The following is a 17,660-nucleotide window of genomic DNA, read 5'->3' as shown; positions in this document are numbered from 1 at the left end:
CTCTCTTTTCGTATAAATAATAATATACTAATTATGAGAAAAATACTATTAATTATGCTGTCGCTTCTATCCGTTCTTCAGATGGGAGCGCAGAAGACAATTGATTTATCCGGAGACTGGAATTTTGAAATAGACAGGCAGGATATAGGAGAGAAAGAAAAGTGGTTTAATCAAGCACTAAAAGATGTGATTGAGTTACCCGGTTCAATGCCCGAAAGATTAAAGGGAGATGATGTAACGATTCGTACTCAGTGGACTGGGAGTCTTTATGATAGTTCTTATTACTACAATCCGTATATGGAGAAGTATCGCAGAGAAGGAAATGTGAAGCTACCCTTCTTCTTAACTCCTGATAAACATTATGTAGGAGTAGCGTGGTACCAAAAAGAAATTAATCTTCCTAAAGATTGGAAGAAAGACCGTATTGTGCTGTTTCTGGAACGTCCGCATATTGAGTCTACTGTTTGGGTGAATGGTCATAAAGTAGGAATGCAGAATAGTTTATGTGTGGCGCATGTATATGATGTTACACAGTTTATGAGCCCTGGTAAATGCAAGATAGCTATTCGGATAGATAATCGTATCAAAGATATAAATGTAGGACCAGATTCACACAGTATCACCGATCAAACGCAGGGAAACTGGAATGGAATAGTAGGACGTATCTGTTTGCAGACTACTCCAAAGGTTTATTTAGAAGATATTCAGGTATATCCGGAACCGGAGCAAAAGGTGGCAAGAGTGAAACTTCTGATAAAATCCTCGGATAAAAATACTGCAATTGCTCAGGTGAAGCTGTCAGCCAGGAGCTTTAATACGGAACGGCGTCATGTACTTCCGACTGTTACCCACGATGTAAAAGTGATGAATGGCATCGCGGAGCAAGAGATTGTTTTATCTATGGGAGATGATATGTTGCTTTGGGATGAATTTAATCCGGCATTGTATAAACTGACGGCTGAAATCAGTACCGACAAAGGGAAAGAGAAAGAAGTAAAAGAGATTCAGTTTGGTATGCGTCGCTTCGAAATTAAAGGTAAATGGTTCTATGTAAACGGTCGTAAGACTATGTTACGCGGAACAGTGGAAAACTGCGATTTCCCTTTAACTGGTTATGCACCTATGGATGTGGAAAGTTGGGAAAGGGTTTTTCGCATTTGTCGTAGTTATGGACTGAATCATATGCGGTTTCATTCTTTCTGTCCTCCTGAAGCAGCTTTCATAGCTGCCGACCTTGTGGGATTCTATTTGCAGCCTGAAGGTCCGAGTTGGCCTAATCATGGTCCGAAACTGGGATTAGGTCAACCAATCGATAAATATTTAATGGATGAAACCATAGCACTGACCAAAGCTTATGGTAATTATGCTTCTTATTGTATGTTGGCATGTGGAAATGAGCCGAGCGGACGTTGGGTGGACTGGGTTACCAAATTCGTGGATTATTGGGAGAATACAGATCCGCGTAGAGTATATACAGGAGCATCAGTTGGTGGCGGATGGCAATGGCAACCCCGTAATCAATATCATGTGAAGGCTGGTGCTCGTGGACTTACCTGGAGGCAGAAGCGTCCGCAAACTAACGATGACTATCACATGCAGAGCCGCATTGATACAGTGAGTCAGCCGTATGTATCACATGAGACAGGGCAGTGGTGTGTATTCCCTAACTTTAACGAGATACGGAAATATACCGGAGTGAACAAAGCCAGGAATTTTGAAATATTCCGTGATATTCTGAACGATAACCAGATGGGAGAACAAGCGCATTGTTTTATGATGGCATCGGGTAAATTGCAAGCGTTATGTTATAAGTATGAGATAGAAAAGACACTGCGTACTCCTGACTATGCAGGATTCCAACTATTGGCTTTGAATGATTATTCAGGACAGGGGACGGCACTTGTAGGAGTACTTGATGTTTTCTTTGAAGAGAAAGGATATATTAATGCACAAGAATGGAGGCGGTTCTGCTCACCCACTGTACCATTGATGCGTACGGACAAGTTTGTATATACGAATGATGAGGCATTCGTTGCTGATATTGAAATTGCTCATTTCGGTGAGAAAGCTTTAAAACATGCTCCAGTGACGTATACCATAAAGGATGTGTACGGTAAAGTTTATACTCGCAATACGTTAGGGAATAAGGACATTCCTATCGGTAATCTTCATGCTTTGGGGCATATCGAATTTCCTCTTGGGGAGATAAAGAAACCGACGGAATTAAATCTGGAAGTTCGTATTGAGGGTACTGAAGCTGTAAATGATTGGAATTTCTGGGTATATCCCAAAGAGGTGGAACTGGTACAGAAAGATGTTTATACTACGGATACGTTAGATACTGAGGCTTTAGATATCTTGCAAAATGGAGGAAAAGTCTTAATACTTGCTGCCGGTAAAGTCAGTTATGGGAAAGAGGTGTCTCAGATGTTCACACCTGTTTTTTGGAATACATCTTGGTTTAAAATGCGTCCTCCGCATACTACAGGCATTCTGGTAAATCCCAAGCACCCTTTGTTCCGTGAGTTTCCAACGGAATATCATAGTAATTTGCAGTGGTGGGAACTTTTGAATCGTGCCCAAGTGATGCAGTTCACTGACTTTCCTGCCGATTTTCAACCTACAATCCAGAGCATAGACACTTGGTTTCTGAGCCGGAAGATTGGTATGTTGTTTGAAGCTAAAGTGCTCAATGGTAAATTGATAATGTCTACCATGGACCTTACTACAAATACTGACGAACGTATTGTTGCCAGACAGATGCATAAAGCGATTCTGGATTATATGAATTCTGATCATTTCCGTCCGATGTATACAATAGAGCCGGAACGGATCAATGATTTATTTAAAAAAGTGGCAGGTGATGTGAAATCATATACAAAAGGATCTCCGGATGAATTGAAGCCGAAAATAAACTGATGAAAATGGTTTTCATCCATATTCCCTACATCCTACACTCGCTATCGTTCTCTTTTGATTATCAGATATATAGCCGGTGTAGGCAGTGGTGTAGGACGGTGTAGGAAACTTTTATCCTACACCGTAAAACAGATGAAGAAGAATGTTTTTTAGCCTGAATTATTCATTTCAGGAGTTAAAAAGGGCATCACTTCATTGGGAGTTGAGGAGTCGCCCCTCATACTCTCATTGTATAAAGAGCTGAATGACAGATGTAAAACCTGATATGCTCTTATCTTTTTCCCCTAAAGCTTTAAGGTTAATGCCGTTATGCCGGAAGCAAAACCTCGTTTTCCGGTTGGGGGCCGTCCGTTCCGCAGTTGCGGGCTGCAGAGCCCCCAACCGGAAAATGTGTAGCCCGCAATTGCGGGGCGAAGTTTTGCTATGGGCAAAAGAACAAAAATAATAAAGCAAGGCCAAGTTTTCATACGGCTTTCCTCCCATCCTTCTTATTGTTCCTAAGTGTTCTATTACAGGATCTATATGGCTGACGTGTCAGATCTACAGATCCCGCAACCGGATATATGTAATATTGTAATTTATTCCTATTCTTCCCGGGGGGTACCTCCCTTTTGATATACAGAAGGTGATATGCCAAACTGGCCTTTAAAGCATTTACTAAAATAGAACGGATCGTTTATGCCGACTTTGTAAGCCACTTCTGCTACCGTAAGGTGCTCTTCCGATAACAATAATTCCGCTGCTTTTTTCATACGCATGATACGTAAATATTCGTTGGGTGAGTATCCGGTTATACCTCGTATCTTTTTATAGAATACCGTACGTCCCAGTTTCATAAGTTGGGCAAACTCTTCTACTGAGAAATCAGAACGCGAAATGTTGGCTTTTAATATGATGTCCAGACGGTCGGTAAATTCTTTATCACGATCGGTGGAATACATGGCTGCATGTATAATACCCGGTTCGTTGGAGAACTTCTCGCGGAGTTTTTCCCGTTGTTCTATAAGGCGGAATGCCCGTGCCAGCAGGAATTTAATGCTGAATGGTTTGGATATATAAGCATCTGCACCGGATTCAATTCCTTCCAATTGTTTTTCCGGAGAACTGAGTGCAGTTAATAAAATGATAGGAATATGACTGGTTGCAAAGTCTGATTTCAATCTTTTAGTAACTTCAAACCCACTCATTCCAGGCATCAGAACATCACAAATGATTAAGTCGGCATCATAAGTACGGGCTTTTTCAAAGCCGGATGTTCCATCTACTGCCACCTCTACTTCAAAGTAAGTGCCAATTTCTTCTTTCAACAGTTCACGAATGTCATTATCATCTTCAATAATCAGCACCTTTCGTTTATTCAGAGGAATTGCTGGTTGAGGAGATTCTAAAGTGGCTGGAGCACGTTCACTCAAAGCGGGTGTTTGTTCATTTATTTCTTTTAATAACACATTGCTGGGAATAAGGAAATCTTTCTCTGTATAAACTGTCTTGTCGGTAGGAAGACAAACTGTGAAAATAGAGCCTCCCCCTTCATTATCATTATATTCGATGGTGCCTTTATGCACTTGTACCAATTCATGCGTAAGATGTAATCCAACTCCGATGCTATCACCTGAGAAACTGCTTTGCATAAAGCGTTTGAATAGCTCATGTTGTTTTTCTTTAGGAATGCCTACTCCTGTATCAGAGACTTGAATGTGTATAGTTTTCTTTGCCTCATCTACCTGTATAGAAAAAATGATGGTACCATTGGCAGGGGTGTATTTGAAAGCATTCGATAATAAATTGTAAGTCACTTTATCCAGGTTTCCTTTATCGATGAACATCTTATAAGATGGCAGGGATGACTTGAAAAGGAATTTCATATTTTTCTGTTCTGCTACATCACCGAAACTGAGGAATATCTCATAAAGGAAGCCGATAACATCTGTTTCTTCCAGTGACAATGCTAACTTATTATTCTGCATTTTTCGGAATTCCAGTAACTGGTTGATAAGTCTCAGCATACGCTGGGTGTTTTTATTCATTATATGCAATGGAGAGGTCAGCTCATTCGGAATATTGCTAATGCGCTGTATCTTCTCCAATGCGCCTTGAATCAATGTGAGAGGAGTACGGAATTCGTGGGAAATATTAGTGAAGAATACTAATTTGTATTCTGTCAATTGCTCCTCTACATGGATGCGGTTGCGTAATTGATTGAAATTGCTGGCAATGCGATAGGCAAAAAACAAGACTACTATGATTAGAATGACATATCCTAACATGGCCCAGCTACTTTTCCAGAATGGAGGGACAATAACTATCTTTAAAATAGTTTCGTCGTTATTCCAGATACCGGCTCCATTGCAAGATTTCACATGGAGAGTATAAGTGCCGGGATTGAGATATTTGAAAGCCGCAGAACTTGATGAAGAAGGGTCACTCCATCCTTTATCGTAGTTCTCTAACCAATATCGATATTTAGTCTGTCCATTGTCCGAATAATCGAAAGTGGAGAAGTCTAGAATAAAGGAGTTTTGAAAATATTTTAAAGTGATTTTATCGGAATACGCCAAAGATTGTTCTGCCAAGGGAGAATCTTTCATTTCGGGATTCATTTGGATTCCATTGATTTTTAAATTGGTAAAGACAATGGGGGAGAAAGCTTCATTTCCCAGCATCTTCTTCGGGTCGATAACTGTTAAGCCATAATTTGTTCCGAAAAGAAGTTTCCCATCTGCTCCTTTACATGAACAATTATCCGTATAAACATTTCCCAGTGTATAGGAGGAGAAGAAGTAATTCTCAAACGAATGGTTTTCGGGAGTGAATTTGGAAATACCATATTCTGTTGCTATCCATAGTTTTCCCTGGTTGTCTTCTTCGATAGACATTACCACATTATTTACCAGCCCTTCCGGTATTCCGTAGTGTTCATATTCCAGAGAGTTATAGTTATCTGTAGGAGTACATTGATTGATTCCAGCCCCGGAAGTTCCTACCCACATCCTTCCTTTACTATCACGGAACAGACATCTGATTTCATTAGAACAGAATTTACCATTTACGTTATTGAATAAATGATAATTGTCACTATTGGCAATCAGTGAGTCTGGATGGAAAATGCAAAATCCTTCGCTGGTACCCATCCATATCATACCGTTTTCATCTTCTAACAGGTCTCTTACCATTTTTAATCCATACTTTTGCTGGAAAAAATGGCGGAATTTATACTTGCCATCGGCTGTCGGTTCGGCCAGATCCAAGCCTCCTCCAAATGTACCTATCCACATACGGTCCTTTTTATCACGATAAATAGAGAAAATATGATCGTTTGCTAATGATGATGGATCGGAAGGAATATTTTTATACCATGTATCTCCTATTTTTAATCCTTCTCCTCGGGTTCCCATCCAAAGTTTTCCACGATCATCCTCAGTAATAAAATAAACATTGGAATGGAGGTACTGATTATTATATTGAGGTTTTAAATGAATATCATAATTATATAATCCTCCTCTTCGAGTTCCTATCCATATATTTCCATCGTCCGTCCGACTCAACATTCGAATGGTATTCGAACGGTCGAAGAGATCCGGAGACTCCGGATAGATGCGGGTTATCCCTTCATTGGATATTGTGATGCGTGATAATCCGGAATGTTCGGAACTTACCCAAATAGCTCCCGCCTTGTCCTCCATAATGGCCAATAGGAAGTCCGAACCGATGGGAGAATCTTTTGTATTAGAAACGAAGTGTTCTAATTTATCTTCAGATGGCTTGTAGGCGAATAAACCATTGCCGTAAGTTGAAATCCAAATTATTCCTCGGGAGTCATGTACTATATGATAACGTTCATTATCAATATAGCTTAATTTATCTTTGGGTATTAGTTGTAGTTCTTTTGTTTCTCCTGTTTCTGAAAGAATATAGTAGATTTTCCCTGTATGATTGAATACCCAATAGTTATCACGGTTATCACTGAGTACAATACCTTCTTTGATGTTCAGTTTGGGATCAGTTGTCACCTTATGAGAGTTGAAATCATAATTGTATGTACCCGTGGAAGTGAAAATAATCCATTGATTTTTAAATGCAAATTTACAGTTGGAACGTATTTTTCCGGCAGGAAGTTCTGCCGATTTGGATAGTTTTCCAGAGGTGGTATTATACCAATATATATAGCCGTCATCCGTCAGGAAGAACATATCCCGTTCGTGTGTAATGGCAGCTATAAAATTGTTCTTCCTGTCTATTATATTAAAATCTCCTTTAGAAATGAATGCAAGCCCACGCATCGTACCAATCCATATACGACCGGCTTCATCTTCTTTTATAAATTGAACTCTATTATCCGGCAGATTTCCACGTTCGGTTTTAAATTCTACGGAAGTCATGGTCCGGTCACTTTTAGTTTTAATGTGTCGTGCACCATTTGCTTTGTGGTATAGCCATATGTCTCCGTTAGAGGCAAATAATGAATATGCATAATTTTGCTCATATTCTCCGCTTCCGGTGAAATCCACAAAACGGCTTTTTTGTAAGTCATAACAGCTATATAATTCAGGTCCTGTACCTATCCAAAGGAAGCCGTTCTGATCCTCTATTACTTTGTTGATTCGGTTGTCTATCAACGAAATACGTCCGTTGGTGTTAATTTCCGGTTGGAAGTTAAGAAAAGAATTACCATCGTAGCGACTAAGCCCGTTCAAGGTACCTAACCATAGGAATCCTTTACTGTCTTGGTATATATTACGAATGGAATTACTGGGAAGTCCATCGGTGGTTCTCATTTGTTTGGCCCGAAGTTCAATTTCACCATAGGCGTTGGGATTAAGAGTAACCAGGGATATGAGGGCTAATAAAATTATGTGTTTCATATAGATTCCAAGATTATTAATAAATGGCAAACAAAAGTAATTAGAATATTAGAATAAAAAAATGAATTGATTTATATGAATTCACTTTTATTGGGTAGCAAAAGTAGCCAACAAGAAATAAAGTACCATGAATAATCGTACATATACCTGTAAAATCTGTCATTTATAGCTGTAGAATAGCATACAGAAGGGGATATCCTGTATAATGAACTATTTCAATAACATCTCTTTTAGCCTGCTCGTTGCCTTCTGCAATTGCGCGTCCACCGTTTTTGTACTGATATCGAGCTTTTCTGCTACCTGTGCGTATGTCTGTTTTTCTTCGCGAATCAGGATAAAAACTTCCCGGCAACGCTCCGGTAATCGGTCGAGGGCTTTTACGTAACGGGCAAACAGTTCTTCGCTGATAAGAGTATCTTCGGGAGATACATCCTGGTCTGCTGGTTCTTGTAAAACTTCAGCTGATAGGGTAGGACGGCGTTCCTCTTTTTCTATATAATTGAGAGAAGCATTTTTCACGAGTATGAAACAGTAATCTTCGATATTAGTTACATCTAATAGCTGTTTACGATGTTCCCAAAGTTTCATGAAAACATCGAGTACGATCTCTTGTGACCATTCTTCGTGATGGGTATAGTAGTAAGCAATGCGGAACAGGCGGTCGTACGTCATATCATAGAATTCTCGGAAAGCAGACTGGGAGTCCTGCTCGCTCATTTTCCGTAGATGTCTTCTGACTTCCTGTTCTGTCATATTGTCTTTCTAAAATATGTAGTTAATCTATCTTCAAGAGGTCACTCATGATACCGTCTGAGACGAAAATGCCCTCCCTGGTTAGCTTTAACCGATCGTTATGCAACTCTAGTTTCCCATTTTCCAGATAAGGTCTGGCTTGCTCCGAACAATATTTCCAGAGCCGGTCGCCGAACTTGCTTTTCAGTTCTTCAGTAGATATTCCCCACATTGTGCGCAGACCTGTGATGATGTGTTCATTGTAGCGGGTTCGTGTGTCCAGTTGTTCTGTTTCGTGTAGACGTTGCCCCTGTTCTACAGATGAAAGGTACTGATTTAGTGAAGCTACATTCCATTCGCGCGAGTCTCCATCAAAGGAATGTGCGGACGGACCGCATCCCAGATAAGGGATACCTTGCCAATAAGAAGTATTGTGTCGGGAATACATTTCAGGTTTGCAGAAGTTAGAAATCTCATAATGCTCGTATCCGGCAGCAGAAAGAGTGTCTATCAATGTGGAGAAGAAGTTCAGACTACTGTCCTCGTCCACTTGAGATACAGAGTGTTGTTGCAGCATTTTGTAAAGAAGGGTACCTTCTTCGTAAATCAGATGATAAGCGGAAATATGCTCCACGTTAAGACTGACTGCTTGCTGTAAATCCTGTGCCCAGCGTTGGTCCGACTCTCCGGGCAAACCATAAATCAGATCGATGCTGATGTTTTGAAAACCTGCTTGCCGACAGCGTTGTACTGCTTCTATTGCTTGTGCGGCGTTATGCCGCCTGTTCAATAATCGTAGTGTTGCATCATCGAAAGTTTGTATTCCCATGCTGATGCGGTTGAACGGTAGGATACGTAGCATTTGGGTATATTCTTCCGTAAGGTCATCGGGATTTGCTTCAAGAGTTATTTCTGTTACTTCCCTCGTTCCGTAAACCTGCTCAACCGTTTTGAAAACCTCTTTAAAGTCTTCCTCCGATAACTGTGACGGCGTACCTCCGCCGAAATAAATGGTTTCAACAGCTTCTCCTTTCAGATATTCCTTGCGTTCCGTCAACTCCCGGCAAAGGGCACGGATATATTGCGATTTCAATTCCGAACGTGTGGTGGAATAGAAATCGCAATAAATGCAACGTGTCTTGCAGAAGGGGATATGTATGTAGATGCCTGCCATAATCTGTTAGTATCCTTTTTTGTCATTGAAAAACGAAATATATTATAATATTTTTTTTAGTTCTTCAGTGTCTGGAAGAGCATTACGTAGCTTCTCCGGCATATCACTTGAGGTCTTATAAGTCGCAACTCCCATAGGTTTGTTATAGTCTTGAATGACATACTCTACATATTCCCGATTGGCACTTTTACAGAGTACAATACCAATAGATGGATTTTCATGCGGTTTACGTATCTGGTCATCCAACAAACGTAAATAAGTGGTAAGCTGGCCCAAATATGCTGGTTTGAACTCTCCTTTTTTTAATTCCACGCAAACAAGAGCATTCAGTTCTCGATTGAAGAATAAGAGATCGGGAAAATGTTCTATGCCGAAAGCTTCAAGATGGTACTGGTTGCCTACAAAAGTAAAATCACGCCCAAAAGTCATAATGAATTTCTTAACATTATGAACAATAGCTTGCTCTACAATTTTCTCATCAATATCTTCTTTGTCCCGCTCCATCAATTCTTCTACATTGATATAATCCAATAAATATTCATCCTTGAACATTTCTATGGCCTTCAATGCTGAACGAGTATCGGAAATCGTATTAGGAAAATTATTAGGTAATATGCCTTGGTGGTGAAATAGGTCCTCTTTAATATATTCATGTAGAAGAAACTTGTTCCATTTGTTAGCTACTGCTTGATGAATATAGAAAAAACGTTCTTCTGTTGATTTTATTTCACGAGCTATAATCATGTGGTGAGTAAATCCCAATGAAAGAAAATCAGAAAACAAGACTCCTTCGTGTATTGCATTTGTATTCTTTAGTTGGTTTGCATCAATTTCGCTAACCGTAGTTAGCGAATCGTATTTATCTGTTTCGCTAACTACGGTTAGCGATTTAATATCATTACACCATGCTTCATAAAATTGGCGCATGAATTTGATATTTGCAGCAGAGAAGCCCCTAAGTCCCGGCAACTCTTTTTGAAGCTGTCTACTGATATTTTCTATAGCACTCGTTCCCCAAAAACCTTTTCGAGAGTTTTGCGATACATATTGTCCGACACCATAATATAAGGATAATTGGCTGGAATTTACAGCTTTAGCCGCCATGTATTGACTTTGCAATATGGCGACTTTAATGGTTTCTACAGCCTCACCATAATTAGTCATTGGGTTATTCTTATTTTCCATATTTGTGCAAAGTTAGTGATTGATTTTATTACAGCCAAGATGTTACCCTAATTTCATCTGTTCATCCAAAAAAGTTCTTATTTGAATAAGTTTACTTTTTTATCTGGTGTTGCAAAACCGTCTTCACCGTTCCGTCAGAGAAATAAATGGTTATAGTGTCTCCGGTCTGTTTGAAGGTCTTTACAGGTGTCAGTTCCTTTTTAGTAAATGGCTTGCCACTCTTTTTCCATAATTGCAGTGTGATGAAGACTTTATCACCGGAATGAGTAGCGGTAGCATTGATTACTGAGCATCTGTTACTTACCGGATGCAGTCCTTCAGTCTGTACGCATTCCACTTCCGACCAACCTTGAAGATTGATAAGCGCTGTTTGATAGGCTCCATTATCCATGCAGTAGGCGGTATATCCTCCGGCCTTTTGCTTCTTTGTAACAATGGGACTATCTAATTCCGGTAATGAATAGTGTCCATAACGTAATTCTGTCGTAATCGGGAAAGAAACTTTGTCTACGCGCAGAATGCCGTTAGGAAGTGGAATTTCTGCCAGGCGGAATTTGATTTCCGGGTTTGTTTCAAGTTCTGCATCCCGGTAATAAATTCCATCTTCAAACTTCTTGAAGGTGTAGAGGCGCAGTACTTCCCATTCTTGTTTGGCATTTAGCACAGCATAGTTCATGGACACTTTGCCATCCGGACTGTCTGCCATCCAGGGAAATGCCGTGTTGTAAGACAGTTTATTGTAATTCTCGGTAGAACGGAATTTCTGCCAGTCTTTAGCAACTGTTTCATGACACCATGCACGTATTTCCGAAGTGCCGCTATTGGGATAGTTAGTCACCAAGGTATTAGAGCCTTCCATGAACTTATTGTACACCTTGCCGGGTTGAAACTCTTTTTCCCAAGCTCCGTTATTCTCGACAGCTGTCCAAAACGGATTATCAGCAGGCAATAATAATCCAAGAAATGCTTTTCCCATCCAGTAAACGCTGCCACGACAACTATAAATCTGTACGGCAGGCTCAAAAGCTCCGTAGAATCCCAGTGTGGGTACCCGGTCTTCCATCAATGCTGGATTCTCAAGGAATTGAAGCAGGGTAGAAGAAGCAATGCGGCGCATCCAGCCATAGTTGATAGACGGATCATTGAGCCATCCCATCAGCGGGAAAGGCACAGCAGCAGCTATGCGGTACGTAATACTGCGTCCATACATATTCATTTTACCATCCTCAGCAAACATATAAGGATAGTTAGGAACCAAATCACGGAAGTTGCTGACAAACTGACGTCCGGCTTCAGGATTAAACTTCTCACCGTAATAATGTGCCCAAATCATACCATACATCTGGAAAGCCCACATACTATAATAGTCATAGGCCGGGCTGTCATTATACCATCCGTACCCACGATATTGTGCCAGTGATTTTTGCAGCAATTCATCCATATACCCGTCTTTTACTTCATAACCCTGATCTTTGAAGAAAGACATGACGAATATATTGAAGAAGCGCCAGTTAGAACCGATTGTCGGTCCGTTGCCATAACTAAGCATTAATGCGGCAAGATCATCTTTCTCCTTTTGAGTCAGTGGTTCCCAGATAATCTCAGGCATTACGGTAAGCGACAGGGCAAGTGCTCCGAATTCTACAAGTGTCTGGCTTGGCCCACCTTTGAGATGTTGAATGTATCCGGATTTCGACGGATCACTCATATTGCGCAACTGTTGCCGGTAATAATCTCCGACCTTGATTCCATTCAATACCAAATCCGGATTTTCTTTTAATAGAGGAATTGCTATAAACATAGTGCGGCAAAGTCCTTCCAGATTTTCTGTCTTGTTGAACTTTCCATCCGTTGGATAGCTCTTTCCCGGTTGTTTGGGGAAACGCATCGGATCATCCAATGTGTGGATGTAGCTGAATGCTCCGTCCAATAAATAGGTTGCTGCATCCATCCAATGTTGGCGAGTCATGCCCGTCAGTGGACTCAGCTGATAATCCGGTTTAACTAAATGAAATACGGAATCATTTTTGGCTTGTGATAAGGATGCGTTTGCGTTTAGAGATACTAAAAAAACAAACAGTAATAATCCCTTGGTCATTTTAGAAAAGGCAATTTTCATCATAGCGTGTGTATTATATGGTAAGAATATTCTTATTTATTTCTCTCTGCAAAGAAAATACTTTCCATGCTATTTTAATGACCATTTTGAGCTCAAAAAGGGTGAATTTTAGACCAAACCTATTTCTTTTGTTCCTATCCACTCCTTACTTGAGCCTTATCCAAAGCGTACTTGCTCCGTACATTCTCCACTCAGAAGTACCTCTGGACGGAGAAAGTACGGGGTTGGTGCGGAGCAAGTATATCTTAGGTATGGCTCATTATAGAATGATTGAAATAAAAAATTACCAATGGATAAGATATTTTTATATATATTTACGTATATTTGTCTGCGGTTATTAATTATATTGGAATCTAATGCTAACTATGAAAGATAAAATCTGGAGTTTCATTTTTTGCTTTGGAATATTTTTCCCTTTGATGTGTCAGGCAGTGATAATGCCCCAACATAATTCTTTGGCATTTAGGTCTTCATCTATATTGAATACCTTGTCCAGTAAAGATGTGCAATCGGTCTATCAAGACCGGGACGGCTATATCTGGATATCTACCCGTAACGGACTTTTTCAGTATGATGGTTATTCTATCACTACTTATAAATCGAATCTTTATTGCCCGGATCTGTTGTCCAGTAACAACATATTTTGTGTAGCGGAGGATTCTTGCCATAGATTATGGATTGGAACTTATAGTGGATTGAATGTATTGGATAAACGCACTGGAGAAGTTCGTAAGATAGAAAATGCAGAATTGTCAAGTACAGGTATATCACAAATATTGGTAACGAGTGATCAACGTATTCTGTTTGCCACGGAAATAGGACTTTATGAGTATAAGGAAATTGATAACAGCTTTTTAGCTTATGACACAAGTAATACCGGAGGGGGATTCCCAAGAGCCACTATAAAGTCTTTATTTGAGGATGATAGAGGAGATATTTGGATTGGCACCTGGAATAGTGGTCTGTATCGTTATGAGAAGAAAACCGGTAAATATTGGAAGTATCCGAAGATGAACTCTGGAAATTCCGCTCATGTAGTGTTTCAGGATAGTTACAAGAATATATGGGTCGGTACATGGGGATCGGGTTTGCATTTACTACACAATGCTTATGATCCGGAGAGAACTACTTGGACTACATTTACCCATAATGAAAAGCAGCCTTATACAATTTCAGATAATCTTATCTATGCCATTTCAGAAGATGTGAATACCCATTCTTTATGGGTAGGAACGCGTAGTGGTTTGAGTATTCTTCCTCTACAGAATGGGCCGATTGTTTTTTCGGGATTTGAGAATTGTTATTCCGGTGAATCGGAAAATACGATAACCAGCAGTGAAGTTGCTTCGTTGTTGCGTGATCGACAAGGTATCATGTGGATTGGCATGATTGGAGGTGGGGTGAATATGGTGAATACTCGTAGAGCAAAATTTAGTCTGGACCGTCTAACTGAAACCAGACGGATGTTGAAAAGCAATTCAGTACGTAGTCTTTTGTTGGATGATGATGGACAGCTTTGGATGGGGATCAGTACTTACGGTTTTGGGGTGAAGGACCGCCAGACTGGAAAATTTATTCACTATAATCAGATGCCTGATTTTATGTCATATGAGGGAATTTCAACGGTAATGTCTATTATGCAATCTCCTACTACCGGTCATATTTGGATTGGTGTGTACAATGGAGGAGCCTACGAACTTGATAAGCAAGCCCCTGTCGGCAAGCGTGTGAAGGCACATAATTCGGGAAATGCTCCGTGGATGTGTAATTCTTGTATTTATGATATTTATGAAGACTCTAAGCAAAACCTTTGGTTTGCTACGAGGGGAGGAGTGTCGATGCGTGCAGCGGATGGTACCCCGGTACGGATTGATTCTTTGAAAGTAGGAGGAGTTGCCATACAGGATATGGTTGCTATGCAACTAACCGAGGGGGGTAATGGTGAAATGTGGATGGCGTCTAATACGCATGGAGTGGTTCGTATTCAGGGTAGTGGACACTCGTTAAATGGATATACGCTTTCGGCTTATTCTGTAGTTAATGGGAAACTGAACAGTAATTATGCAGATTGCATATATAAGGATATTGAGGGGCGTATCTGGGTTGGAACCGGGGGAAGTGGCTTAAGTTTGTATGACGCCGTAGAAGATCGATTCTTACCAGTACATAAGTTGTGGAATCTGCCGGGAGATGCAGTAACCAGTATTCAGAGTGATAAGAAAGGGGATCTTTGGTTGGGAACAAATGCAGGATTATTGAAGCTTACTGTGCCAAAGGATTTGCAGAATGTAACATACCGTCTTTATACCACTTCAGATGGTTTGCAGGATAATCTGTTTAATAGAGGGGCGTCATGTGAAGCCCCGGATGGTGAATTATTTTTTGGCGGACATCGGGGATACAATAGCTTTTATCCGGATGAACAGGATGAACAGGTCTTTTCTTCTCCGGTCGTGATTACTAATATTAAAGTGTTTAATCAGTCGTGGACTTCCTTGTCTGATGAAGAGCGTGCGGAAATCTCTGATTTATCGCCCGGGTTTACAGATGAGATTGTTTTGGATTACAAACAAAATAACTTTAGCTTTGAGTTCTCTGCCATGGAGTATGCCAATCCGGAAAGAAACCAGTATGCCTATAGACTGGACGGATTCGATGTGGGATGGCAGTACACGGATGCTTCCAAACGTTTTGCTTATTATAATAACCTGATGCCCGGTACTTACACTTTCCATGTAAAGTCTTCAAATTCCAATGGTATCTGGGACGAGAATGTACAAACAGTGAAAGTTACCATTCTTCCTCCACCTTGGAAAACCTGGTGGGCTTATACCTTATATATATTAGTATTTATTGGTATTTCCTGTTATATTTTCCGGATTGTTCGCAACCGTATCCGTTTACGTAATGCACTTCATTTGCGTGAGATGGAACAAGCGAAGGCTGAGGAAATTAATCATGCTAAATTGCAGTTCTTTACGAATATTACACATGAACTTCTGACTCCGTTAACTATTATTTCTGCTTCTGTTGATGAATTGAAGCAAACAGCTCCGGTTTATAAGGAACAGTATACTGTGATGACGCATAATATAAATCGTTTGATACGCTTGCTGCAGCAAATTCTGGAATTCAGGAAAGCGGAGACAGGTAACCTGAAGTTGAAAGTATCTCAGGGAGATCTGGTACAGTTTGTACGCCGGAGCCTTGACAGTTTCCGCCCTTTAATGAAGAAAAAAGACATTCATTTTACGATTCAGAATGATTCGGAACGGTATCTGGCTTTCTTCGATTCGGATAAACTGGATAAGATTCTGTATAATTTGTTTTCTAATGCTTCTAAATACAATAAGCCCGGTGGTAAAGTGGCGATTAAATTGAGTCATGATGGAACGAACGGGTTGGCTTGTCTGGTGGTTAAAGATAATGGGCCCGGCATTCCGGAAGAATCACAGAAAAACTTATTCAAGCGTTTTTATGAAGGAGATTACCGGAAATTCAATACGATAGGGACAGGAATAGGTTTGTCACTGGTACGCGACTTGATTGCTCTCCATCATGGTACGATTACTGTAGAAAGTGAAGAAGGTAAAGGGACAGCTTTCAAAGTAGAGTTTCCTATTCAGCGTTCGGCTTATTCTGAAGAAGAAATAGATGAAACGAGTGTTACTGTTTCGACGTTGGATGAAGTTATATCTACTCAGGAAGAAGCTCTAATTTTGGATACTGCATCAGAAGAAAATGTATCAGGCAAGGATAATATGTCGGAGAAAAAGCATACTTTATTATTAGTAGAAGATAATGAAGATCTATTGGCATTGATGGTGAAATTGCTCGGTGCTGAATATGATATATGTACCGCAACTGATGGCAAAGAAGCTCTTGAAGTGGTAGAATCTGCTGATATTGACTTGATAGTTTCGGATGTAATGATGCCGGTAATGGACGGCATTGAGTTTTGTAAGGCAGTAAAAGGTAATTTTGATACTTCCCATATACCTCTAATTTTACTCACTGCGAAAAGTAAAGAAGAAGATCGTGTAGAAGCCTATGAATCGGGTGCAGACGCATTTATTGCAAAGCCGTTTAACCTGAGCATACTCCATGCACGTATTGGTAACTTACTCAAATCTCGTGAGCGTGTGATGAAAGACTTCAAGAAGCAGCTGGTGTTCGAAGCCAAGGAATTGAATTATACCAGCATTGACGAAGATTTCCTGCAACGTGCCATTGACTGTGTGAATCGTCATCTGGATGATCCGAACTTTGATCAGACCCGTTTTTTGGAAGAGATGCATACCACCAAATCCACTTTCTTCCGCAAGTTGAAGTCGCTAACCGGATTGACTTATGTTTCATTCATTCGTAATATACGTATGAAAGCAGCTTGCCGGATCATGGAAGAAAAGAAACACATCCGCATTTCAGAATTGGCGTATGCGGTGGGATATAATGACCCGCGTTACTTCAGTAGTAGTTTCAAAAAAGAAATCGGTATGCAGCCCTCCGAGTATATGGAACGTTTCACTTCGGGTGGAACTATTGAGGGAGAATAAAAATTATCCTGTTAATGTTTTTTATATCCTACATAATATGTTGAAGAATGTTCCAACTTATGTAGGATTTTGTTTCATGCACCAAAACTAAACATGAATGGAACATTTGTAAG

Annotated in this window: 7 protein-coding genes; 2 read left to right on the top strand and 5 right to left on the bottom strand. The window is 40.2% G+C overall.

What is annotated here, in order from left to right:
- The first annotated feature begins 54 nt into the window (after positions 1–54).
- A complete protein-coding gene (locus BWI44_RS13440; protein WP_394368894.1) occupies positions 55–2,919 on the top strand; it encodes an exo-beta-1,4-galactosidase in 2,865 nt (954 codons plus the stop codon).
- Between the two features lie 584 nt (positions 2,920–3,503).
- Here BWI44_RS13440 and BWI44_RS13435 read toward each other — a convergent pair.
- The 5 genes from BWI44_RS13435 to BWI44_RS13415 all read right to left on the bottom strand — a co-directional run bounded on the left by BWI44_RS13435 (position 3,504) and on the right by BWI44_RS13415 (position 12,994).
- Positions 3,504–7,781 (bottom strand): hybrid sensor histidine kinase/response regulator transcription factor, encoded by a 4,278-nt coding sequence (locus tag BWI44_RS13435; protein WP_195208408.1) that lies wholly within the window; start codon positions 7,779–7,781, stop codon positions 3,504–3,506.
- A gap of 210 nt (positions 7,782–7,991) precedes the next feature.
- Positions 7,992–8,534, bottom strand: coding sequence for an RNA polymerase sigma-70 factor (locus BWI44_RS13430; RefSeq protein WP_195208407.1), 543 nt, complete (start codon positions 8,532–8,534; stop codon positions 7,992–7,994).
- A 22-nt stretch (positions 8,535–8,556) separates the two neighbouring features.
- Positions 8,557–9,687 (bottom strand): radical SAM family heme chaperone HemW, encoded by a 1,131-nt coding sequence (gene hemW / locus BWI44_RS13425; RefSeq protein ID WP_195208406.1) that lies wholly within the window; start codon positions 9,685–9,687, stop codon positions 8,557–8,559.
- A gap of 42 nt (positions 9,688–9,729) precedes the next feature.
- Positions 9,730–10,872, bottom strand: a complete 1,143-nt coding sequence (locus BWI44_RS13420) for a PDDEXK nuclease domain-containing protein (RefSeq protein WP_229036069.1) — start codon at positions 10,870–10,872, stop codon at positions 9,730–9,732.
- Between the two features lie 91 nt (positions 10,873–10,963).
- Entirely contained in the window at positions 10,964–12,994 is a 2,031-nt protein-coding gene (locus BWI44_RS13415) for a DUF2264 domain-containing protein (RefSeq protein WP_195208405.1), read from the bottom strand.
- A 353-nt stretch (positions 12,995–13,347) separates the two neighbouring features.
- Here BWI44_RS13415 and BWI44_RS13410 point away from each other — a divergent pair, with 353 nt between their 5' ends.
- Entirely contained in the window at positions 13,348–17,547 is a 4,200-nt protein-coding gene (locus BWI44_RS13410) for a hybrid sensor histidine kinase/response regulator transcription factor (RefSeq protein ID WP_286814546.1), read from the top strand.
- Positions 17,548–17,660 lie beyond the last annotated feature (113 nt).

It is taken from the genome of Bacteroides sp. Phil13 (assembly GCF_001940965.1).
Classification (GTDB): Bacteria; Bacteroidota; Bacteroidia; order Bacteroidales; family Bacteroidaceae; genus Bacteroides; species Bacteroides intestinalis.
This window is presented reverse-complemented; position numbering and strand designations above follow the sequence as displayed.

Excerpts from the sequence above, each read along its gene's own strand:
- BWI44_RS13420 (WP_229036069.1), bottom strand. The coding sequence starts at position 10,872 with ATGGAAAATAAGAATAACCCAATGACTAATTATGGTGAGGCTGTAGAA.
- BWI44_RS13435 (WP_195208408.1), bottom strand. The coding sequence starts at position 7,781 with ATGAAACACATAATTTTATTAGCCCTCATATCCCTGGTTACTCTTAAT.
- BWI44_RS13415 (WP_195208405.1), bottom strand. The coding sequence starts at position 12,994 with ATGATGAAAATTGCCTTTTCTAAAATGACCAAGGGATTATTACTGTTT.
- BWI44_RS13430 (WP_195208407.1), bottom strand. The coding sequence starts at position 8,534 with ATGACAGAACAGGAAGTCAGAAGACATCTACGGAAAATGAGCGAGCAG.
- BWI44_RS13440 (WP_394368894.1), top strand. The coding sequence starts at position 55 with ATGCTGTCGCTTCTATCCGTTCTTCAGATGGGAGCGCAGAAGACAATT.
- hemW (WP_195208406.1), bottom strand. The coding sequence starts at position 9,687 with ATGGCAGGCATCTACATACATATCCCCTTCTGCAAGACACGTTGCATT.
- BWI44_RS13410 (WP_286814546.1), top strand. The coding sequence starts at position 13,348 with ATGCTAACTATGAAAGATAAAATCTGGAGTTTCATTTTTTGCTTTGGA.